Here is an 18,866-nt window from a genome sequence, read left to right as displayed (position 1 = left end):
GTTGCGGTGAAGACCGAGCGGGCGAGCAGGGCCGATGGTGCGGCCACCCGGGTGGCGCTGCTGGACGCGGCCGAGCAGATCATGCTGGACGAGGGGTACGCGGCGGTGAGCTCGCGGCGGCTGGCCGCGCGGGCCGGGGTGAATCCGGGGCTGGTGTACTACTACTACGACACCATGGACAACCTGTTCGTTGAGCTCTTCCGGCGCGGGGCCGAGCACAGTTTCCAGCGGCAGCGCGAGGTCTTCGCGGACCCGCAGCCGCTGTGGGGGCTGTGGGAGGCCATCCACGAGCAGTCGCGGACCGCGCTCACCATGGAGTTCATCTCCATGGCCGGGCATCGCAAGACGATCCGCGCGGAGATCGCCGACTCGTCGCGGCGGTTCCGCGAACTGCAGCTCGAGGAGGTCGGGCGGATCCTGGCCGGGTATCGCGACGTGCCGCCGCCGTGGACCGCGACCACCGTGGTCATGCTCATGTCCAGCGTCTCCCGGCTGCTGCGGATGGAGGAGTTCTTCGACATCCACACCGGGCACGCCGAGACCGTTGCGGTGATCGAGGATTTCCTGCGCACCGTGGAGGGGGAGCGGATGCCGCCCGCTCCGCTACGCTGAGCGGGTGCACAGCGAGCCACGGCTACCTCTACTGCCCCCCGAGCAGTGGGACGACACTGCCCGTGAACTGCTGCGCGGCCGCGTCGGCATGGCCGACCGCTACCTCTCCGGCGCCCCGGATGCCCCGCCGTTGCCGAACATCCTCGGCGTGCTCGGCCACCACCCCGAGCTCGCCGCCGCCTGGCTCGGCTACAACGGGTTGCTGCTCGAGCGCGGCACCCTCGACCCGCGCGCCCGCGAGCTGCTGATCCTGCGCGTGGCCTGGCGCACCGGCTGTCGCTACGAGTGGGAGCAGCACGTGCGGATAGCGCTGCGGCACGGCCTCTCCCCGGCGGAGATCGCCGCGATCAGGCACGGCCCGGACGCGGCGATCTGGCCGCGGCCGGACGCCCTGCTGCTGCGCGCCGCCGACGAGCTGCTGGCCGGGCACCGGGTCGGCGACGACACCTGGCGCGAGCTCGCCGCGCAGCACGACGCCGCCGAGTTGCTGGAGCTGCTCTTCGTGGCGGGCTCCTACCTGTGCCTTGCGCTGGTGGCCAACAGCGCCGACCTGCGCCCCGACCCGGCCGCCGCGCCGCTCCCCCCGGGGCTGGAGTTCGACGGCTGAGCCGCGCTCACCCCGAGGTGATGTCGCCGGCCAGCGGCGCGACCGCCGCGATGATCTCCTCGGTCAGTTCGCGCGGCACCCCCGCGTCGGTGAGCGAATCGGCGAGGTAGCCGGCGACCAACCCGAAGTGCGCCAGGGTGATGCCGCGCCCCTGGTGCACCTGCTTCATCGGCGCGCCGGTGTACGGATCGGGCCCGCCGAGCGCGGCGGCGAAGAACTCGACCTGCCTGCCGCGCAACCGATTCAGGTTCACGCCGGTGAAGAAGCCTGCCAGCCGTTCGTCGGCGAGCACCCGGGTGTAGAAGTCGGCGACGACCGCCTCCAGGGCCTCGTAACCGCCGATCCGGTCGAAGATCGGCACGGTGATGTTGCTGGGAGATTCGGGGGAGACTGACATGGGAACATGCTCCGATCACGAAGAACAGGTCGAAACCAGGGGTAATAAGTTACCGTTGATTCTGCCTCGACGTCGAGAGTGGAGAACTGATGTACCCGAGCCGCTTCCCGTTCGTCAGCTTTCCGCACTGCTCTGGGAGGCAGGTGTCGACGCTGCCGCAGGCCTTCCAGGCCACCGCCGCGGTCCGTCCGGACGCGGTGGCGCTGCGCGGGCTCGACCCCGCCCGCAGCTACACCTGGGCGCAGTACCGCGCCGCGGTGCGCGACATCGCGGCCGGGTTGGCCGCGCTGCGGGTGGCGCGCGGCGAGACGATCGCGCTGCTGCTCGCGAACCGCCCCGAGTTCCACCTGGTCGACACCGCGGTGCTGCACCTGGGCGCGGTGCCGTTCTCGCTCTACAACACCGCGGCGCCGGAGCAGATCGCCGAGGTCTGCGGCAATGCGGGCAACCGCGTCGTGATCACCGAGCGCGCGCTGCTGCCCCGGCTGGTTCGCACCGGGCTGCACTTCGACGCCGTGGTCTGCGTCGACGAGCCGGGGCCCGGCGCCGTGTCACTGGCGCAGCTGATCGAGAACGCCGACCCGGACTTCGACTTCGACGGCCGCTGGCAGCAGGTCCGCCCGGACGACCTGGCCACCCTCACCTACACCGCGGGCACCACCGGCGCGCCCAAGGGCGTCGAGCTGACGCACTCCAACATCCTGGCCCAGCTGGTGGCGCTCGGCGAGCACCTGCCCGCCGACTTCGACGACCGCATCGTCTCCTACCTGCCCGCGGCGCACATCGCGGACCGGATCACCGCGCACTACGCCGCCATGGCCCGCGGCATCCAGGTGACCTCACTGGCCGACCCCGCCCGGATGGGCGAGGTGCTGACCGAGGTCAGGCCGACCGTGCTCTTCGGCGTGCCGCGGGTGTGGCAGAAGGCGCGGGCCGGGATCGAGTCCGCCATCGAGGCCGAGCCGCGCCGGGCGAAGCGCGCGGTGGCCGCGTGGGCGGTGCGCACCGGCAGCGCGCGGGCCAGGGCCGAGCTCGCAGGCAGGCGGACCGGCCCGGTGCTGCGGCTGCGGCACCGGGTCGCGGACCGGCTGGTGCTGTCGAAGATCCGCGCCGGAATCGGGCTGGACCACATCCGCTTCGCCGCCTCCGGCGCGGCCCCCATCCCGGCGGAGGTGCTGGAGTACTTCCACGGCCTCGGCATCCGGCTCACCGAGGTGTGGGGGCTCTCCGAGGCCGCCGGGGTCACCACCACGACCACCGTCGACAACCCCGGGCTCGGCACCGTCGGCGAGCCGCTGCGCGGGGCCGAGGTGCGGCTCGCCGCCGACGGCGAGCTGCTGGTGCGCGGCCCCATGGTTATGCGCGGCTACTACCGCGACCCGGAGCGCACCCGCCGCGCCTTCTACCGCGGCGACTGGCTGCGCACCGGCGACCTCGGCGAGCGCGACGAGGCGGGGAACTACCGGATCATCGGCAGGCGCAGCGACATGATCATCAACGACTCGGGCAAGAACATCGCGCCGTCCCGGATCGAGAACGCGGTGCGCGCGGCCTCGTTCCTGGTGGGCAACGTGGTGGTCTTCGGCGAGCAGCACCCCTACCTGACGGCGCTGATCACCCTGGACGCCACCGCCATCGCCGCGGACGCCGCGAGCAACGGGGTGGTGGCCGCCGACATCGCTATCCTGGCCGGGCGCCCCGCCATCCGGAACCGGATCGTCGAGGCGGTGCGCGAGGGCAATGCCAGGGTGTCGCGGCCGGAGCAGATCAAGCGCTTCGTGCTGCTCGACCACGTCTGGGAGCCGGGCAGCCCCGAGCTGACCCCGAAGCTCACCGTCCGCCGCGACGTGGTGGCCAAGCGCTACGCCGAGTTGCTGGAATCGCTCTACGCCGAGGCCCCGGACCGGAGCCTGGTCGCCGACGTCCCCGCCCCGGAGGAGCCGCGCAGGCGACGCCCCGGCATCCGGCGGCTGCCGCGCTCGGCCTGACTACGGCGCCGCGGCGGTACGGGCCCGCGCCCAGCGCAGCCGGTGGCCCGCCGCGGGCTCCGGATCCGGCTGCGCGGCAGTGGGTTCGGGGTCGCCCGCGGCGTACTCACCGCAGGGGTCGACGCGGCCCACCAGAATCATCGGAATCTCCAGTGCTGTGCTCATCGGGTTCAGCACAACACATTTCGCGGCGCGTCGGGACGCGCTTCGCAGGCTTCGCAGCAAATCCTTTTCTCGCGCCGACTGGTCGGTCTGAACTGTGCAAATGCACTTGCATCCGAGATGCTGGCAACTATCCGGCGTCGGGTCGAGCCCGGGGCGGCCTCACCACGGCCCCTCGGTCTGCACGCAGCGCAGCCCCTGCACGTCGTCGGGGAGCCGCACCACCCCCTCCTTGCAGGTGAACACCGTGCGCGCCGCCGGGAACTCGAGCCGCAGCGGCTGCCGCACCGAACCCGACGGCGCGCCCTCGGAGGCGGTGCAGTTCTCCCGGCCGGTGGTGACCCCGGTGATGTTCTGGTCGAGCAGCCTGCAGCTGTAGGTCGGCAGGACCAGCGGGTCGGCCGCCGCGCCCGGCGCGATCACCAGCCCGCCACCCACCGCGACCCCGAACACCAACGCAGCCGCCCGATCGCGCCACGACATCGCCACCACCTTCCCGGACGGGAACACCCGCCCGCCACTCGTCGTTGCCGAGTACCCCGCGAGCGGGCGCGGTAAGCGGTGACCCCGGTCGCGGCGGAAACGGCCCCGTGAGGTTTGAAGCCGGCGACGCTGGGCACGGTGGGGGCGTGTACGTCGAATGGCCGCGGATCCCGGCGCAGGTCGTCGCCTGGCTCCGCGCCGAGGCTCCGAACGACCCGCCGTCGCATCGGGTTCCGCTCCTGGCCCTGCTCGGCCCCCGGCTCGGCGCGGACGAGGTCGCGCGGGTGGCCGCCGAGCTCGCCGCCCGCGGCGGGCCGGTGGACCGGGCCGAGGCCGCGGTCGCCATCACCCGGCTGACCGGGCAGCTGCCCAGCGAGACCGATATCGCCGCGGTGGTGCGGCGATCGCACGCGGAGCCGCCCGCGCTGCTGCACACCATGTGCCTGCGCACCCGCTCGGTCCTGGCCACCGCCACCATCGCCCTGGTGACCGCGGACCGGCGGCAGGCCGAGCTCGCCATCGACCTCTTCGGCGAGGTGGCCGTGCTGCGCGCGGGCGCCGAGCGGGAGGCGGTGCGTGCGCTGGTCGGCAGGCACCCCGGCGAACTCCGCGCGGCCGTCGCCGCGCTGCGCGCCGGTATCCACCTGTGGCGGATGGCCGCGCTGGCCGCCGAGATCGCCGACGCGGCGCGGCGCCACGCCCCGGCCCACCTGGCGCCGGACGGGGCGCGGCCCACGCTCGTCCGGCTCGGCGAGCTCGGGGTCGCGATGGCGGGCGCCGACGCCGACGTGCTCGCCACCGGCGATCCCGGCGCGGGCGCCGCGCTGCCCGGCGGGTACGAAGCGGTCCGCACACTCGCCCTCGAGCTGTCGAGCGCGGCGGCTCCGCCCGAGCTGACCGTGGTCGTCCGCTGCTACGAGCAGTTCGCCGAGCACGCCGCCGCGCTCGTGCGCCCGGCGGTGCTCGCGGTGAACGGCCCGGCCGCGGGCTGACGCGGGCCTCGAGCCCGCGTCCTTCGCGGCGGACGCGGTCGGCGTGCCGCAGCGCCGGTTCGGGTTTCAGCGCAACCGGTGCCTGGCCAGCAGTCCGTGGTCGCCGAGGATGTCGCCGATCGGCCCGTCGGCGACGATCCGCCCGCCGTCCAGGATCACCGCCCGCGAGCAGACCCGTTCGGCGTAGGGCAGGTCGTGGGTGACCAGCAGCAGCGTGGCGGAGAGCGTCGCCAGGATCTCGGCGAGCTCGCGGCGCGCCACCGGGTCGAGGTTGGCGGCGGGCTCGTCGAGGACCAGCAGCTCGGGGCGGCAGGCGAGCACGGTGGCCAGCGCGGCGCGGCGGCGCTCACCCAGCGAGAGCCGGGTGGGGGAGCGGTCCGCGCGGTCGCCCATGCCGACGGCGGCCAGCGCGAAGTCGACGGCCGCGTCCAGTTCGGCCCCGCGGACACCGAAATTGTGCGGCCCGAAGGCGACGTCCTGGGCGACGGTGGGCATGAAGAGCTGGTCGTCCGGGTCCTGGAACACCACCCCGACCCGGCTGCGGATCTCCCGCAGGGTCCCGCGCTCCACCCGCGTTCCGCCGATCACGACCGCGCCGGAACTCGCCGTCAGCACCCCGTTGAGGTGCAGCATCAGCGTCGACTTGCCCGCGCCGTTCGGGCCGAGCACCGCGACCCGCTCACCCGGCGCCACGGTGAGCGAGAGCCCGTCCAGCGCCCGGGTGCCGTCCGGGTAGGCGAAGGTCAGGTCGGTCAGCCGCACCGCGGGCTCGGCGTTCACCGCGCGATCCAGGCGCAGGCGCAGACCCCGGCGGCGGCCAGCACCGCGGCGCCCATGACCAGCCAGTCGCGGGTCGCGGCGGGCGCGGTGCCGAAATCCGGGACGGCGCCGGTGAACCCGCGGGACAGCATGGCCAGGTGCACCCGCTCCCCGCGCTCGTAGGAGCGCAGGAACAGCGCCCCGACCCCGCGCGCGGTCGCCGCGACCTGGGCGAGCGAGCGCGGGTCGTCGCCGCGCGCGAGCCGGGCCAGCCGCATGCGGGCGGCCTCGTCGGCGATCACGTCGACGTAGCGCAGCATGAGCACCACGATGGTGACGACCAGCCCCGGCGCCCGCAGCCTGGTCAGCCCGCCGGGCAGCTCGCGCACCGCGGTCGTGGCCGCCAGCGTCAGCGAGATGCCGACGCCGAGCGTCCCCTTCGCCACGATGCCCCAGGCCGCCCAGAGCCCGGCCGTGGAGAGCGAGAGCCCGAGCAGCGCCGTGCGCGGCTCCCCGGCCGCGAAGGGCAGCAGCAGCGCCAACACCAGGAACGGCAGCTCGATGAGCAGCCGCGGCCCGATCCAGCGCGGGGGGATGCGGGCCACCGCCCACAGCCCCAGCAACCCCACCGCGAACACGCCGTACGGCCAGAGCGTGTCACGCGGGGTTGCCACCACGGCGAGGACGAGCAGCACCGCGCCCGCGATCTTCACCTCGGCGGGCGCCCGGTGCAGCGCGGACTCGCCGGGCAGGTGCAGCCGGTCGGTCCTCACCCCGCGCGGCTCCGGCTCGGCCGCGCCGCGAGCAGCAGCCGGACCAGGGCGAACAGCACCGCGAAGGTGGCCGCCACCCCGAGGACCCCCGCGATGCCGGTCATGGTGTCGTTCCCGTCGACCGTGTAGTCCGCCAGCGGGGAGTCCGCGAGTTCGTGCTCCTCGGCGCTCTGCGCGATGCACTCGCCCTCGAGTTCGTCGGCGACCACCGTGCAGCCACGCTGGGTGGTGGCGTCCAGCCCGTCCGGCTGCGCACTGGCCAGGTACGACAGCACCCCGGCCACCAGCACCGCCGCCCCGGCGAAGCCGAACAGGAAGGCGGTGAGCGACACCTTCGGGGCGCCCGCGTCGCGCAGCACGTACACCAGGTCCGGGCGGGCCTTGGCCACCGCGACCACGGTGACCGCGGTGATCAGCCCCTCCCCGATCCCGATCAGCGCGTGCGTGACCAGCATGTACCCGGTGACCGCGCCGAGCGTCGACCCGGCGGCCCCGCCGATCGCGTACTCCAGCACGAATCCCAGCGCGGCGCAGATCGTCCCGACCAGCGCGGCGACGAACGCGACCGCCCCGATGCCGCCGCGCCTCGCGAACACCGGCAGCAGCCCGCGCGCGACCAGGTACCCGGCCGCCACCCCGATCAGCGCCATATTGGTGATGTTCGTACCCAGCGCGCTGAGCCCGCCGTCGGCGAAGAGCAGCGCCTGCACCACCAGCACGATCGCCACGCACAGCGCGCCCACGTACGGGCCGACCAGGATCGCGGCCAGCGCGCCGCCGAGCAGGTGCCCGCTCACCCCGGGCAGGATCGGGAAGTTCACCATCTGCACCGCGAAGATGAACGCGGCCACCAGCCCCGCCATCGGCGCGGCGCGCTCGTCCAGCTCGGCCCTGGCCCGCCAGGCGGCGAAACCCAGCCCGGCCGCGGCAAGCACGGCGAAGAGCAGCGAGGTGGGGGCGTCGACGATGCCGTCGCTCATGTGCATCGCGGAGGTGGAGACGGTCACCCGCCGGAACGATACTCGGAATATCTGAACATGCAGACCGATATCGGCGGCGGCTGGCTTCCCGGCGCGCGGACCGGCAGAGTGGAGCCGTGCCCACCCCCACCTCGCTCGGCTCCGAGCCCGCGGGCCCCGGCCTCGACGGCACCGGGATCGCAGGCTGGGCGCAGCGCTTCGAACTGCTCGCCGACGCCAACCGGCTGCGGCTGCTGGTGTGCCTGCACCACACCCCCGAGCAGAACGTCACCGAGCTCGCCGCGGCCGTCGGGATGAGCGCCACCGCCGCCTCGCACGCGCTGCGCATCCTGCGCCACCAGGGCTGGGTCACCGCCACCAGGGCCGGGCGGGTCATGCGCTATCGGCTCACCGACGAGACCATCCACCGGCTGCTGCACTGGATCGGCGCCCCGCACGCCCCCGCCCCGCGCCCGGTCTGAGCCGTCACCAGCGCGGGCTCCACACCGGCGGCCGGAAGAAGCGGGCGGCGCCGTAGGTCGCGGTGGCGTCCAGGCCGCGCGCGACCAGGTACGTCTGCACGTAGTGCAGGTCGAACCCGGCGCGGGCGAGCAGGTCGGTGGCACGGGTCCGGCGGCGCCGGAGCGCGGGCTCGGCGCCGGTGAAGCCGATCAGCAGCAGCTCCTCCAGCGCGGCGTAGGCGGCCGCGGGCGGCGGCGGGGCGGCGATGCCGGTGGCCAGGTCGAGCGCGCCGGTGGCGGCGGCCCAGCCGTGCACCGGCGGCACCGTCCAGTCGACGACGGCGAGGCGGGTGCCGTCCGCGAGCCGCCGCGCCTCGGCGAGCAGCCCGAGCGACGGGCCGACGCAGAGCACCGGCCCCGGGGCGATCCCGAGGCCGCTGCCGATGCCGACGCTGCCGTCGGCGGCGTAGCGCCGCAGCAGCGGGTCGCCCCACGGCCGCACCGGCGTCAGCAGGATGTGCCGACGCCCGCACGGCGCTTCGGCGAGCCAGCGGATCGCGGTGCCGAGCACGTGGTCGGCGTCGTACGCGATCCGGGCGCAGCGGGAGGAATCCAGGACCGGTGCTCCTTCGCGGTGATGCCCGGACCTTGCCCAGCGGCCGCGGGCTCAAACCTCGATTCCCGTCACGACATGGTGGGGCGGGTCGGGGGTAGTGCGCGGAGCGTCACCGGAGCGAACAGCAGGCAAACGAGGTCGAGCACATGATGGGTACCACCGCACCGCAGCAGGTCATCGCCTCCTTCAACGACTACCCACCGGCGCAGGAGCTGGTGGAGCGGCTCGCCGAGAGCGGCTTCCCGGCCGAGGAGGCGCAGATCGTCGGGAAGGGGCTGCGCACCGTCGAACAGGTCACCGGCCGGACGACCGCGGGGCGCGCTACCGCCGCCGGGGCCGCCGCGGGCGCCTGGTTCGGGTCGCTGCTCGCGCTGCTGGCGGTCGTCCTCGCCGACGCGGCGTGGTCGTCGGTGGTCGTCGCGATCCCGGCGGGCGCGCTGTGGGGCGCGGTCGCGGGCGCCGTCGGGCACCGCGTCACCAGGAACCGGCGCGACCTCACCGGCGTGCACACCCTGGTCGCGCACAGCTACGACGTCCGCGTCCCCGCGGACCGCGCCGACGAGGTCACCCGCTGCCTGCGACCGGCCGAGTGAGGGGTGTTTCGCCCAACCTGGCACGGGTAGCGCGGGCCCGACCCGAGCCAGAGGAGGAGAAATCGTGCGAGCAATGGTGTACCGCGGTCCGTACAAGATCCGCGTGGAAGACAAGGACATTCCGGCGATCGAACACCCCAACGATGCGATCGTCCGGGTGCAGCGCGCCGCCATCTGCGGCTCTGACCTGCATCTGTATCACGGCATGATGCCCGACACCCGGGTCGGCATGACCTTCGGCCACGAGTTCATCGGCGTGGTCGAGCAGGTCGGCGGCTCGGTGCGCTCGCTGGCGCCGGGCGACCGGGTGATGGTGCCGTTCAACATCTACTGCGGCTCGTGCTGGTTCTGCGCCAACGGGCTGTACTCCAACTGTCACAACGTCAACCCCAATGCCACCGCGGTCGGCGGCATCTACGGCTACTCGCACACCTGCGGCGGCTACGACGGCGGGCAGGCCGAGTTCGTGCGGGTGCCGTTCGCGGACGTCGGCCCGGCCAAGATCCCGGACTGGCTCGACGACGAGGACGCGCTGCTCTGCACCGACGCCCTCGCCACCGGCTACTTCGGCGCCCAGCTCGGCGATATCCGCGAGGGCGACGTGGTCGCGGTCTTCGGCGCGGGCCCGGTCGGACTGTTCGCGGCGCAGTCGGCCTGGCTGATGGGCGCGGGCCGGGTGATCGTCATCGACCACCTCGAGTACCGGCTGGAGAAGGCGGCGCAGATGGCGCACGCGGAGACGATCAATATCGCCGATTGCGCGGACGTGGTGGTCGAGATGAAGCGCACCACCGGCCATCTCGGCGCCGATGTCGCCATCGACGCGGTCGGCGCCGAGGCCGACGGCAACCTGCTCATGCACGTCACCGCCGCCAAGCTGAAGCTGCAGGGCGGCTCCCCGGTAGCCCTGAACTGGGCCATCGACTCGGTGCGGAAGGGCGGCACGATCTCGGTGGTCGGCGCCTACGGCCCGATCCAGAGCGCGGTCAAGTTCGGTGACGCCATGAACAAGGGGCTCACCATCAACACCAACCAGTGCCCGGTCAAGCGACAGTGGCCGCGGTTGTTCTCGCACATCAGGGACGGCTACCTGAAGCCGAGCGAGATCATCACGCACCGCATTCCGCTGGAGCACATCGCGGAGGGGTACCACATCTTCTCCGCCAAACTCGACAACTGCCTCAAGCCGGTCATCGTGCCCGACGCCGCCTGAAGGAGCCTTCCGTGACCCACACCAGCGAGCAACCGCTCGTGACCTACACCAGCGAGCACCCGCCCGTACCGAGCGCCGACGAACTGCGCGCCCGCATCCCCGGCTGGGGCGCCGACCTCGATCCGAAGGACCGCCCCTCGGTTCCCAAGCTGCGCCGCGAGGAGACCGGCGCGCACTGGGACTTCCCGGAGCGTCAGCCCGAGACCGCCCCCCGCGAACGCTCCATCGAACACGCCATACTCACCCCGGTCTTCGGCACCTCGGCACCGCTGCGCGGCCTCTCCGGGAGGATCCGGTGGCACGCCTACCGGCGCTACAGCGAGGGCAGGACCGCGCACTGGCTACTGCTCGTCCTCGGCGACCGAGTGGACGCCTGGGAGAACCACTTGCGCTCGTTCGCCACCGCGCGGCCGGACAACCCGATCACCGAGACCGGCATCCGCGCCGAGTTCACGCACGGCGGCGTGCGCTCGCGCACCGGCACCGCCCGCATCTACCGCAACCACCAGTGGCTGGATCCGATCCTGGTCGCCGGGCCGTGGATCGCGGGCGGGGTGCTCGCCGCGCGCACCGCCCGCGCCGTCGGGCGGCGGGTCCGGTTGAGACACTGATCCGGGGGTACTGCACGAACGCGCCCGGGCCGCGATGAAGTTCGTACGGCTGTCCGGACGTGGTGCGTCGCCCGTGGGCGGGTCCAGCAGCGCGGCTTGTCTCGGGCGGCGCTCGCGCGCGACGTGCGTCAGGTGGCGGACGGCCCGCCCGCGGCCTCCGCGGCGATCCGCGGGAACTCCGCGCCCATCCGCACCGACAGCGCCTGCGCCGCCGAGAGCGGGCGGACCATCACCATGAAGTCGTCGATCTTCCCCGCCGCGTTCGTGCGCACGAAGTCACAGCCGGTGACCTGCTTGCCGTCCACGGTCGCCTCGAACACGAGCGCGTGGTCACGCCCGTTCCCGTCGGCGATCTCGCGCACGTAGCGGAAGTTCTCGAACACCCGCATCGCCGCGCGCAGGATCGCCGCGGTCACCGGCCTGCCCCGGTACGGGGCGAACGCCACCGGACTGGTGAACACCACGTCGTCGGCGAGCAGCTCCTCGATGGCGGCGGAGTCGCGGGCTTCGACCGCCGCGCGGAATGGGTGCATCGGACCTCCTCGATCGGGTCGGTCGAGGGTAGTGCAGGTGCTCCGCCGCGGAGGCCGTTCCGCGGTTGCCCAGGCGCGCGGGCTCCGAATCAGGACGCCCGATCCACCGTCGACAGCGGGTGGACCCCGTCGAACCCCTTCAGCTCGACCTCCCGCGTCCCGGTCACCGCGATCCCGGGCAACGCCTCCACCGCGCCCCGCACCTCCGCACTGACCAGTACCTCCGCCCCGCGCGCCGCCCCGGCGACCCGCGCCGCCATGGCCACGTTCCGGCCGAAGAGGTCGTCCCCGCGGCGCACCGAGGGGCCGACGTGGATGCCGATCCGCACCCGGACCCGCTCCTCGGATTCGGCGCCGCGGGCGAGCGCGGCCTGGATGTCGAGCCCGCAGCGCACCGCCTGCGCGGCCTCGGCGAAGGCGATCATGAACCCGTCGCCCTGGCTCTTGATCACGTGCCCGCCGTGCGCGGCGACCTGCTTGCCGACGAGCCGCTCGTGCCGGGCGAGCAGCCGCACCCAGGCGCGGTCGCCGAGCCGTTCGTTGAGCGCGGTGGAGCCCTCGATGTCGGAGAAGGCGATGGCGACGTGGCCGTCGGGGGCGAGCGTGGCCAGGTCCGGCCGCTCGACCTGGGCCCAGCCCGCCAGGTCCTCGATCGAGGTGAGCAGCGCGCCGCGGAAACCCTTGCGACGCAGCAGGCTCGCCGCGCCCCAGACCGTCTTCACGGCCTCGCGCCCGCCGCTCACCCACGCCTGCCTGGCGTCGGCCCGCCGCCGCGCCGCCGCGAGCTCCCGGCGGGTGCGGGCCAGCGCGACGCCGAGTACGACGAGGCAGGCCGCCTCGAGGACGGCGATCAGCGCGAGCACGGGTTCGAGCGACACGGGCACCGCCCAGGGGTCGAGGTCGGCAGGGTCGGGGTCGACCCTAGCGGAGCGGGCCCAGGCCACGGGCGCCGCGCGACACCGCTTCCGCCGGACCGGGCGTTAGGCTTCGGGCATGCGGAAACACGGCCGGGCCGAGGCGCGGCCCAGCGACGGCACCCGTCGCCCCGGACCCGCCGGACTCCCGTGACGACCGGTGCACCGCCGGCGCGCACCGCGCTGGTGACCGGGGCGTCCCGCGGCATCGGCCGCGCCACCGCGCTCGCGCTGAGCCGCCGCGGCGACCGGGTCGCCGTGCACTACGGCAGCGATCGCGCAGCCGCGGAGCAGACCCGCGCACTACTGTCCGGCGCCGGCCACCTGGTGGTCGGCGGCGACCTCGCCGACCCCGTGACCGCCCAGCGCGTGGTCGCCGAGGTCCAGCGGGAACTCGGTCGGATCGACATCCTCGTCAACAACGCCGCCGTAGCACCGAGTCCCGAGACCTACCACCGGGTGGAAAACACCGACTTCGAGACCTGGCAGCGGGTGTGGAACCGCATGGTCGACGTCGACCTGACCGCCCCCGCCACCATGACCTACCTCGTCGCCCGCGCCCTGATCGCCGCGAACGCGCCCGGCGTGATCGTCAATATCGGCTCCCGCGGCGCCTTCCGCGGCGAGCCCGACCACCCGGCGTACGGCGCCGCCAAGGCGGGGCTGCACGCCTTCGGCCAGTCCATGGCGGTCGCGCTCGCCCCGCACGGCATCGCGGTCGCCACCGTGGCGCCGGGTTTCGTCGGCACCGAGCGGCAGCAGCCGAAGCTGGCAGGCGACACCGGCGACGAACTGCGCGCGCAGAGCCCGTTCGGCCGGGTCGGCACCGCCGAGGAGGTCGCCGCCGCCGTCGTCTACCTGACCTCACCGGAGGCGCAGTGGGCATCCGGCGCCATCCTCGACCTCAACGGCGCCTCCCACCTGCGCACCTGACCCCGCCTGCGCGCTACCGCCCCGGCAGCACCGGAATCCCGGCAGCGCTTCCCGGCCGCTGCACCGAATCAGCCGACTCCTGGGAAGCACGTGATGTCGATGGCGGTTCCGCGCCCGGAGCGGGCGGTGAGGGTGTGCAATGGGGATATGAGCAGAGCGGCGGTTGTCCTCGGGGCGTGCGTACTCGCGGCGGTATCGGCGGTGGCCGCGCCCACCGCGCAGGCCGCCCCGGTCTGCGCGGGCGCGGGGCAGCCGACGCTGCCCGCCGCCACGATCGCGGGCGCGCTCGAGGGGCTCACCGTCGACGCCGGCGGCCGCGCCTTCACCACCGATATCGCGACCGGCCGGGTCTTCCGGATCGACGCGCCCGGCGCAACCCCGATCCCGATCGGCACCGTGCCGAGCGGGGGCGGCGGCGCACTGGCCTGGACCCCGGACGGCGGCCTGCTCGTCGGCTACGGCGCCGACGCCAGGGTGCTCGCGGGCGACGTCCTGCGCGCCGCGGGCATCGTCCGCATGGACCCCGACACCGGCGCCACCGTCCCGGTCGCCACCGGGCTCAGCGCCGCCAACGGCATGGCGGTCGCGGGCGACGGAACCATCTACGCCACCAACGATTTCGGCAGCCTCGTCGGCCGGATCGCCCCCGGCGGCGCCGTGCAGCCGGACTGGGCCCGCTTCCCCAGCGCCAACGGCGCCGCGCTCGACCGCGCGGGCGAGTACCTCTACGTGGGCCGCACCTTCAGCAACCCCGGCGTGAGCCGCATCCCGATCGCGAACCCGGGCGCCCCGCAATCCCTGCTCGACCTCGGCGGCCCCGACGCGCTCGCCGCACCGGACGGCCTGACCCTCGACTCCGCGCAGCGCCCGGTCGTCCCGTTCAACAGCGCGGGCCAGGTCGTCCGCATCGACGCACCCCAGCGGTACTGCGTCCTGAGCAGCGGCAACCCCTTCACCAGCGTGGTCAGCTACGGCCGCGGCCCGAGCGGGTTCGCCGCGGGCAGGCTCTTCGCCGCGACCTTCACCGGCTCGATCTACGAGATTCCCGGCGGCTTCGACCCGGCCGCCGCCACGCCCTGACCGGGGCGCAGCGAATCCGCTCGGCGAGCAGCGCGGATCAGGCGGTGCCGGGACCGGTGCCGCGCGCCCGGCCCGCGACGATCTGCTCGGGCAGCTCGCCGGTGGGGTCGATGGAGATGGTCTTGGTGCGCAGGAACTCCTCGATGGCGGTGGGGCCGTGCTCGCGGCCGATCCCGGACTGCTTGTAGCCGCCGAAGGGGGAGCCGAGGTCGGCGGCGAGGGTGTTGATCGAGAAGGCGCCCGTCTCGATCCGCCGCGCGACCGCGAAGCCGCGGAGCACGTCGCCGGTGTACACCGATCCGGACAGGCCGTACTTGCTGTCGTTGGCGATGGCGACCGCGTCGTCCTCGTCGGTGTAGGGGATGAGCGCGACGACCGGGCCGAAGACCTCCTCCTGTGCGATCTCCATGTCATTGCTGACCCCGGTGAGCAGCGTCGGCTCCAGGTACCAGCCGCGGTCGAGCCCCGCGGGCCTGCCGCCGCCGGTGCGGACCGTCGCGCCCTGCTCCCGAGCGCGGGCGATGTCGCGCTCGACCTTGGCGCGGTGCGCCTCGGTGATCAGCGGCCCGACCGCGGTGTTCGCGTCCCACGGATCGCCGACCGGCAGCGCCGCGAACGCCGCCGCGAAGGCCTCGGCGTACTCCTCGTAGCGGGCCTCGGGAACCAGGAAGCGGGAGGGGCACACGCAGCTCTGCCCGGAGTTCGTGCCGACGCTCACCGCGGTGAGCGTCGGCACCACCACCGCCGGGTCGGCGTCGTCGAGCACGATAGCCGCGGACTTGCCGCCCAGCTCCAGCACGACCGGCCGGACCAGCTCGGCGCAGTTGCGGGCGATGGCGCGGCCGACCGCGGTCGAGCCGGTGAAGCTGACCATGTCGACGTCCGGGTGGGTGACCAGGTACTCCGACCCGTCGGCCCGGGCGGCGATGATGTTCAGCACGCCCGCCGGGAAGTCGATCTCCGCCATGATCCGGCCGACGGCGAAGGAGGCGAGCGGGTTCTGCTCGGGCACCTTGAGCACGACGGTGCACCCCGCGGCCAGCGCGGGCCCGGCCTTCTGCCCGATGGCGGGCACCGCGAAGTTGAAGGCGGGCAGCAGCGCGACCACGCCGACCGGCTCCCGCACCACCAGGCTCTTGCCCGCCATCGGGATGATGCTGCCGCCGTCGCTGCCCGCGTACCGGGAGAGGTCGCTGACCCGGACTTCCTCGAACGCGAACTCCCGCGCCACCTCGGCGTTGTAGTTGAAGCTCATCGCCCCCGAGATGGACTGGTACACCTGCGAGAGCAGGTGCGTGCCGCCCTGCTCGGTGGTGATGAGCTGCGCGAGCTCGTCCGAGCGGGCCAGCATCGCCGCCGCCAGCCGCTCGATGTGGCCCGCCCGCTCGGCCGGGGTCAGCGCCCGCCAGCCGGGCGCCGCCGCGCGCGCCGCGGCCACCGCCGCGTCCACGTCCTCCGCGGTCGCCGCCGGGACCGAGCCCACCTGCTCCTCGGTACTGGGCGAGACGACCGCGATCCGGTCCGCCGACGAGGCGGGCCGCCACTTGCCGCCGATGAAGAACGCGTCGTAATCGAGGGAGGACATGGAGCTCCTTGCACGAGACATGAACTGATGTCAGTTCGAATCTAGCGCCGACCCCGGGGGTGGTCAAGCATCGAGTGTGACTGTTGACACATCGTTTCCCGGTTCCTAAATTGAAGTCAATTTAGTTCGACGGGTTCGGAGACGAGGACACATGCCTGAGCAATCGACGGCCACCGCCATCGACGATCGGATCGCGATCGAGGAGGTGCTGTACCGGTACGCCTCGAGCGTCGACTCGGCGCAGATGCACGAGCTGCGCGACATCCTGCACCCCGACCTGTGGGCGCAGTACGGCAACGGCGAGCCGGTGCGCGGCGCGGAGACGGTGATCGCCTGGATGAGCGACTTCACGAAGAACTGCGAGTGGCAGCACCACCTGCTGAACATCTACCGCATCACGGTGGACGGCGACCGCGCCACGGCGCTGGTCTACCACAACTCCTACGAGAAGTTCGCAGGCGACGACGACGTCTGCTTCCTGGTGGCGCGCTACCACAACGAACTCGAGCGGCACGAGGGCGCGTGGAAGATCTCCCGGCTCGTCTTCGAGATCGTCTGGGGCGAGAAGCGCCCCGCGAACACCGAGTACCTGACGGCGGTCGGCGGCCGGGGCCCCGCGGTCCCCGGCTGGCCGTGAACCCCGCCCCCGAGACCACGGAGGACACCCCCATGAGCACCGATCTGACCATGGACGACCTGCTCGCCATCGAATCCATCAAGCGGATCCGCACCCTCGGCTCGCTCTACCTCGACGCGGGCAGGCTGGACGAGCTGGTCGAGCTGTACCACCCCGATGCGGTCTGCGACTTCGGCCCGTACGGCAGCTGGACCGACCGCGCCGAGTTCGCCGCGAACTTCGCCGCCGCCGAGGAGCCCTTCTATGCCAGCGGCTACTTCTCCAACCTGCACGTGGTCGCCAACCACGTCGTCGAGCTGACCGGTCCGGGCGACGCCACCGGCATGGTCTACCTGCTCGACTTCGTCACCGGCGACCAGATCCGCGCGGGCGGCAACCCGCTGTACTGGCTCGGCGTCTACGAGGAGACCTACCGGCGCGACGCCACCGGCTGGAAGATCCTGCGCCAGAACCTCAACTTCATCTGGCCGCAGCGCATGCTGGGCGACGGCTTCCTGGAGCGCCAGGCCGCGCCCGCCCACCACTGACACCGATTCTCCGAGGAGCCGACCGTGACCATTCCGACCGTGAGCACCGACCGGATCGCCGATATCGAGGAGATCCGCATGCTCTCCGCCCGCTACGCCCGCGGGCTCGACCGCTTCGACATGGACGCCCTGATGGAGCCCTACGCCGACGACGCCGTCTTCGACGCGGGGCCGATGGGGCTGGAGAGCTACGCGGGCGCGCGGGCGATCCGCGAGTTCTTCCAGCACAACCAGGACGTCATGGCCGACCAGATGCACCTGTTCGGCAACTTCATCGTCGAGTTCGACAGCGACGACCTGGCCCGCGGCACCAACTACCTGCTGCAGGACGGGCACAACAACGACGGCGCGACCGTGCGCTGCTACTGCATGAACGAGGACACCTACCGGCGCACCGCCGACGGCTGGCGGATCGCCTCCCGCCGGATCAGCCCGCTCATGCCGCCGCAGCTCGACGCCTACTGAGGCGGCTCCAGCCCGAGCTGCTCGGCGTAGCGCGCCTGCAGCTCGGTCCAGCCGTGGTCGAGCGCCTGCTGCCCGGTGATCGGGCCGACCGGGGTGCCGGAGAGCAGCAGCTCGACCACATCCAGGCAGACGTGCCAGCCCGCGGCCACCATTCCCGAGCTCGCGCGGTCGTCCATCCGGTGGGTGAGGCGCAGCCTGGTACCGCCGGCCTCGGCGCTGAGCTCCCAGCGCAGGACGTCGGTCTCCCAGGTGAATTCGAGCAGGACGGGGGGTTCGGCGGCGGTGATCTCGCCGGGCAGCTCGCGCTCCTCCGCGTCGTCGATCGCGATCAGCGTGACCGGGCCGGTGGCGGTGAGCGGGCGGTCGGCGGTGTAGGGGGCCCACTGCCTGAGCTCGTCCGGCTCGGTCAGCGCCGCCCACACCGCGGCGGGCGGCTGCGGGAAGTCGCGGGTGAAGATCAGCGCCCAGCGGTCGCCGCTGCGGGTGACCTCGGCGGGCCGGATCGGGCCTGGCTCATAGGCATTCACGGGGACGGGTCCTTTCGGTCGAGGTGCCGGGCGAGGGCATCGAGGTGGTGGTCCCAGAGCCGCAGATACGGCGTCAGCCACCCCTCCAGCTGCCGGAAGGGGGCCGCGTCGAGCCGGTAGATCCGCTGCTGCCCGGCCACCTCGCAGGTGACGAAGCCTGCCTCGCGCAGCACGCGCAGGTGTTTCGAGACCGCGGGCTGCGGGAGCTCCAGGTGTTCGACGAGCTCGCCGACGGTCGCCTCGCCCGCCCGCAACCGCTCCAGGATTCGGCGGCGCTGGGGTTCGGCCACCACCGAGAACGGATCACTCGCCACCGGGAAAACATACCTCTTCGGGCATATGTCTGGCAAGGCATATGTCTCACTCGGTCGTCTGGGCAGAAAGGTGGCCGCGGCTCGGGTACCCGAGCCGCGGCCGCGTCGATCCCGCAACGGTCAGT

General features: G+C 73.2%; 25 protein-coding genes and 1 pseudogene. 13 read left to right on the top strand and 13 right to left on the bottom strand.

What is annotated here, in order from left to right; all coding sequences use genetic code 11:
* Positions 1–6: 6 nt before the first annotated feature.
* Both ACFUUZ_RS18195 and ACFUUZ_RS18190 read left to right on the top strand, forming a co-directional pair.
* Complete coding sequence (locus ACFUUZ_RS18195) at positions 7–612, top strand: TetR/AcrR family transcriptional regulator (RefSeq protein ID WP_378697562.1); 606 nt, start codon at positions 7–9, stop codon at positions 610–612.
* Between the two features lie 4 nt (positions 613–616).
* Positions 617–1,219 carry a carboxymuconolactone decarboxylase family protein gene (locus ACFUUZ_RS18190; protein ID WP_378697560.1) on the top strand — a complete coding sequence of 201 codons (603 nt, stop codon included), beginning with the start codon at positions 617–619 and terminating at the stop codon, positions 1,217–1,219.
* Positions 1,220–1,226: 7 nt separating this feature from the next.
* On the opposite strand, the gene ACFUUZ_RS18185 is transcribed toward ACFUUZ_RS18190, so the two are convergent.
* On the bottom strand, positions 1,227–1,616 hold the full coding sequence (locus tag ACFUUZ_RS18185; RefSeq protein ID WP_378697558.1) for a group 1 truncated hemoglobin: 390 nt from the start codon (positions 1,614–1,616) through the stop codon (positions 1,227–1,229).
* Positions 1,617–1,759: 143 nt separating this feature from the next.
* Here ACFUUZ_RS18185 and ACFUUZ_RS18180 point away from each other — a divergent pair, with 143 nt between their 5' ends.
* Positions 1,760–3,604 carry an AMP-dependent synthetase/ligase gene (locus ACFUUZ_RS18180; RefSeq protein WP_378697556.1) on the top strand — a complete coding sequence of 615 codons (1,845 nt, stop codon included), beginning with the start codon at positions 1,760–1,762 and terminating at the stop codon, positions 3,602–3,604.
* Here the strand turns inward: ACFUUZ_RS18180 and ACFUUZ_RS18175 are convergent, their stop codons facing one another.
* Both ACFUUZ_RS18175 and ACFUUZ_RS18170 read right to left on the bottom strand, forming a co-directional pair.
* Complete coding sequence (locus ACFUUZ_RS18175) at positions 3,605–3,769, bottom strand: hypothetical protein (RefSeq protein WP_378697554.1); 165 nt, start codon at positions 3,767–3,769, stop codon at positions 3,605–3,607. It abuts the gene before it with no gap.
* A gap of 159 nt (positions 3,770–3,928) precedes the next feature.
* A complete protein-coding gene (locus ACFUUZ_RS18170; RefSeq protein ID WP_378697552.1) occupies positions 3,929–4,249 on the bottom strand; it encodes a hypothetical protein in 321 nt (106 codons plus the stop codon).
* Between the two features lie 146 nt (positions 4,250–4,395).
* Here ACFUUZ_RS18170 and ACFUUZ_RS18165 point away from each other — a divergent pair, with 146 nt between their 5' ends.
* The gene (locus ACFUUZ_RS18165) at positions 4,396–5,241 is read left to right on the top strand and encodes a DUF3349 domain-containing protein (protein ID WP_378697550.1); all 846 of its coding nucleotides are present in this window, start codon (positions 4,396–4,398) and stop codon (positions 5,239–5,241) included.
* Positions 5,242–5,307: 66 nt separating this feature from the next.
* On the opposite strand, the gene ACFUUZ_RS18160 is transcribed toward ACFUUZ_RS18165, so the two are convergent.
* From ACFUUZ_RS18160 to ACFUUZ_RS18145, 4 genes and pseudogenes are all read right to left on the bottom strand, one after another.
* Positions 5,308–6,021 carry an energy-coupling factor ABC transporter ATP-binding protein gene (locus tag ACFUUZ_RS18160; RefSeq protein ID WP_378697548.1) on the bottom strand — a complete coding sequence of 238 codons (714 nt, stop codon included), beginning with the start codon at positions 6,019–6,021 and terminating at the stop codon, positions 5,308–5,310.
* A complete protein-coding gene (gene cbiQ, locus ACFUUZ_RS18155; protein WP_378697546.1) occupies positions 6,018–6,773 on the bottom strand; it encodes a cobalt ECF transporter T component CbiQ in 756 nt (251 codons plus the stop codon). Before cbiQ ends, ACFUUZ_RS18160 begins: the two co-directional genes overlap by 4 nt.
* Positions 6,770–7,105, bottom strand: coding sequence for a PDGLE domain-containing protein (locus tag ACFUUZ_RS18150; RefSeq protein ID WP_378697671.1), 336 nt, complete (start codon positions 7,103–7,105; stop codon positions 6,770–6,772). Before ACFUUZ_RS18150 ends, cbiQ begins: the two co-directional genes overlap by 4 nt.
* Before the next feature lie 12 nt (positions 7,106–7,117).
* Positions 7,118–7,759 (bottom strand): annotated as a pseudogene (locus ACFUUZ_RS18145) (energy-coupling factor ABC transporter permease); the annotation flags it as partial.
* Between the two features lie 110 nt (positions 7,760–7,869).
* Between ACFUUZ_RS18145 and ACFUUZ_RS18140 the strand changes: the two are divergent.
* Complete coding sequence (locus tag ACFUUZ_RS18140; RefSeq protein ID WP_378697544.1) at positions 7,870–8,214, top strand: ArsR/SmtB family transcription factor; 345 nt, start codon at positions 7,870–7,872, stop codon at positions 8,212–8,214.
* 4 nt (positions 8,215–8,218) lie between these two features.
* Here the strand turns inward: ACFUUZ_RS18140 and ACFUUZ_RS18135 are convergent, their stop codons facing one another.
* Positions 8,219–8,764 carry a hypothetical protein gene (locus tag ACFUUZ_RS18135; protein WP_378697542.1) on the bottom strand — a complete coding sequence of 182 codons (546 nt, stop codon included), beginning with the start codon at positions 8,762–8,764 and terminating at the stop codon, positions 8,219–8,221.
* A gap of 191 nt (positions 8,765–8,955) precedes the next feature.
* Here ACFUUZ_RS18135 and ACFUUZ_RS18130 point away from each other — a divergent pair, with 191 nt between their 5' ends.
* The 3 genes from ACFUUZ_RS18130 to ACFUUZ_RS18120 all read left to right on the top strand — a co-directional run bounded on the left by ACFUUZ_RS18130 (position 8,956) and on the right by ACFUUZ_RS18120 (position 11,226).
* Positions 8,956–9,402: a general stress protein gene (locus tag ACFUUZ_RS18130; protein WP_378697541.1), complete on the top strand. Its 447-nt coding sequence runs from the start codon at positions 8,956–8,958 to the stop codon at positions 9,400–9,402.
* A 64-nt stretch (positions 9,403–9,466) separates the two neighbouring features.
* Positions 9,467–10,615: a zinc-dependent alcohol dehydrogenase gene (locus tag ACFUUZ_RS18125; protein ID WP_378697539.1), complete on the top strand. Its 1,149-nt coding sequence runs from the start codon at positions 9,467–9,469 to the stop codon at positions 10,613–10,615.
* Positions 10,616–10,653: 38 nt separating this feature from the next.
* A complete protein-coding gene (locus ACFUUZ_RS18120) occupies positions 10,654–11,226 on the top strand; it encodes a hypothetical protein (protein ID WP_378697669.1) in 573 nt (190 codons plus the stop codon).
* A gap of 128 nt (positions 11,227–11,354) precedes the next feature.
* Here ACFUUZ_RS18120 and ACFUUZ_RS18115 read toward each other — a convergent pair whose 3' ends face one another.
* Both ACFUUZ_RS18115 and ACFUUZ_RS18110 read right to left on the bottom strand, forming a co-directional pair.
* Positions 11,355–11,759 carry a nuclear transport factor 2 family protein gene (locus tag ACFUUZ_RS18115; protein ID WP_378697537.1) on the bottom strand — a complete coding sequence of 135 codons (405 nt, stop codon included), beginning with the start codon at positions 11,757–11,759 and terminating at the stop codon, positions 11,355–11,357.
* Between the two features lie 89 nt (positions 11,760–11,848).
* Positions 11,849–12,637 (bottom strand): adenylate/guanylate cyclase domain-containing protein, encoded by a 789-nt coding sequence (locus tag ACFUUZ_RS18110; protein ID WP_378697535.1) that lies wholly within the window; start codon positions 12,635–12,637, stop codon positions 11,849–11,851.
* A gap of 186 nt (positions 12,638–12,823) precedes the next feature.
* On the opposite strand from ACFUUZ_RS18110, the gene ACFUUZ_RS18105 reads away from it, so the two are divergent.
* Both ACFUUZ_RS18105 and ACFUUZ_RS18100 read left to right on the top strand, forming a co-directional pair.
* The gene (locus ACFUUZ_RS18105) at positions 12,824–13,606 is read left to right on the top strand and encodes an SDR family NAD(P)-dependent oxidoreductase (protein ID WP_378697533.1); all 783 of its coding nucleotides are present in this window, start codon (positions 12,824–12,826) and stop codon (positions 13,604–13,606) included.
* 147 nt (positions 13,607–13,753) lie between these two features.
* The gene (locus ACFUUZ_RS18100) at positions 13,754–14,686 is read left to right on the top strand and encodes an SMP-30/gluconolactonase/LRE family protein (RefSeq protein WP_378697531.1); all 933 of its coding nucleotides are present in this window, start codon (positions 13,754–13,756) and stop codon (positions 14,684–14,686) included.
* Between the two features lie 37 nt (positions 14,687–14,723).
* Here the strand turns inward: ACFUUZ_RS18100 and ACFUUZ_RS18095 are convergent, their stop codons facing one another.
* Complete coding sequence (locus tag ACFUUZ_RS18095; RefSeq protein WP_378697529.1) at positions 14,724–16,271, bottom strand: aldehyde dehydrogenase family protein; 1,548 nt, start codon at positions 16,269–16,271, stop codon at positions 14,724–14,726.
* Positions 16,272–16,422: 151 nt separating this feature from the next.
* On the opposite strand from ACFUUZ_RS18095, the gene ACFUUZ_RS18090 reads away from it, so the two are divergent.
* Genes ACFUUZ_RS18090 through ACFUUZ_RS18080 form a run of 3 tightly spaced genes read left to right on the top strand, consistent with a single transcriptional unit; the run spans position 16,423 to position 17,900 of the window.
* Positions 16,423–16,908, top strand: a complete 486-nt coding sequence (locus ACFUUZ_RS18090; protein WP_378697527.1) for a nuclear transport factor 2 family protein — start codon at positions 16,423–16,425, stop codon at positions 16,906–16,908.
* Between the two features lie 32 nt (positions 16,909–16,940).
* Positions 16,941–17,435 (top strand): nuclear transport factor 2 family protein, encoded by a 495-nt coding sequence (locus tag ACFUUZ_RS18085; protein ID WP_378697525.1) that lies wholly within the window; start codon positions 16,941–16,943, stop codon positions 17,433–17,435.
* Positions 17,436–17,459: 24 nt separating this feature from the next.
* The gene (locus ACFUUZ_RS18080) at positions 17,460–17,900 is read left to right on the top strand and encodes a nuclear transport factor 2 family protein (protein ID WP_378697523.1); all 441 of its coding nucleotides are present in this window, start codon (positions 17,460–17,462) and stop codon (positions 17,898–17,900) included.
* Here the strand turns inward: ACFUUZ_RS18080 and ACFUUZ_RS18075 are convergent.
* Both ACFUUZ_RS18075 and ACFUUZ_RS18070 read right to left on the bottom strand, forming a co-directional pair.
* On the bottom strand, positions 17,894–18,427 hold the full coding sequence (locus ACFUUZ_RS18075) for an SRPBCC family protein (RefSeq protein ID WP_378697521.1): 534 nt from the start codon (positions 18,425–18,427) through the stop codon (positions 17,894–17,896). The genes ACFUUZ_RS18080 and ACFUUZ_RS18075 overlap by 7 nt on opposite strands.
* A complete protein-coding gene (locus tag ACFUUZ_RS18070; RefSeq protein WP_378697519.1) occupies positions 18,424–18,741 on the bottom strand; it encodes an ArsR/SmtB family transcription factor in 318 nt (105 codons plus the stop codon). Before ACFUUZ_RS18070 ends, ACFUUZ_RS18075 begins: the two co-directional genes overlap by 4 nt.
* Between the last annotated feature and the right edge of the window lie 125 nt (positions 18,742–18,866).

The organism is Nocardia sp. NPDC057353 (assembly GCF_042667085.1).
In the GTDB taxonomy this organism is placed as follows: Bacteria; Actinomycetota; Actinomycetes; order Mycobacteriales; family Mycobacteriaceae; genus Nocardia.
This window is presented reverse-complemented; position numbering and strand designations above follow the sequence as displayed.

Bases quoted from the DNA above. Each gene is read 5' to 3' on its own strand.
- ACFUUZ_RS18185 (WP_378697558.1), bottom strand. From the start codon at position 1,616: ATGTCAGTCTCCCCCGAATCTCCCAGCAACATCACCGTGCCGATCTTC.
- ACFUUZ_RS18175 (WP_378697554.1), bottom strand. From the start codon at position 3,769: ATGAGCACAGCACTGGAGATTCCGATGATTCTGGTGGGCCGCGTCGAC.
- ACFUUZ_RS18170 (WP_378697552.1), bottom strand. From the start codon at position 4,249: ATGTCGTGGCGCGATCGGGCGGCTGCGTTGGTGTTCGGGGTCGCGGTG.
- ACFUUZ_RS18130 (WP_378697541.1), top strand. From the start codon at position 8,956: ATGATGGGTACCACCGCACCGCAGCAGGTCATCGCCTCCTTCAACGAC.
- ACFUUZ_RS18115 (WP_378697537.1), bottom strand. From the start codon at position 11,759: ATGCACCCATTCCGCGCGGCGGTCGAAGCCCGCGACTCCGCCGCCATC.
- ACFUUZ_RS18100 (WP_378697531.1), top strand. From the start codon at position 13,754: ATGAGCAGAGCGGCGGTTGTCCTCGGGGCGTGCGTACTCGCGGCGGTA.
- ACFUUZ_RS18095 (WP_378697529.1), bottom strand. From the start codon at position 16,271: ATGTCCTCCCTCGATTACGACGCGTTCTTCATCGGCGGCAAGTGGCGG.
- ACFUUZ_RS18090 (WP_378697527.1), top strand. From the start codon at position 16,423: ATGCCTGAGCAATCGACGGCCACCGCCATCGACGATCGGATCGCGATC.
- ACFUUZ_RS18085 (WP_378697525.1), top strand. From the start codon at position 16,941: ATGAGCACCGATCTGACCATGGACGACCTGCTCGCCATCGAATCCATC.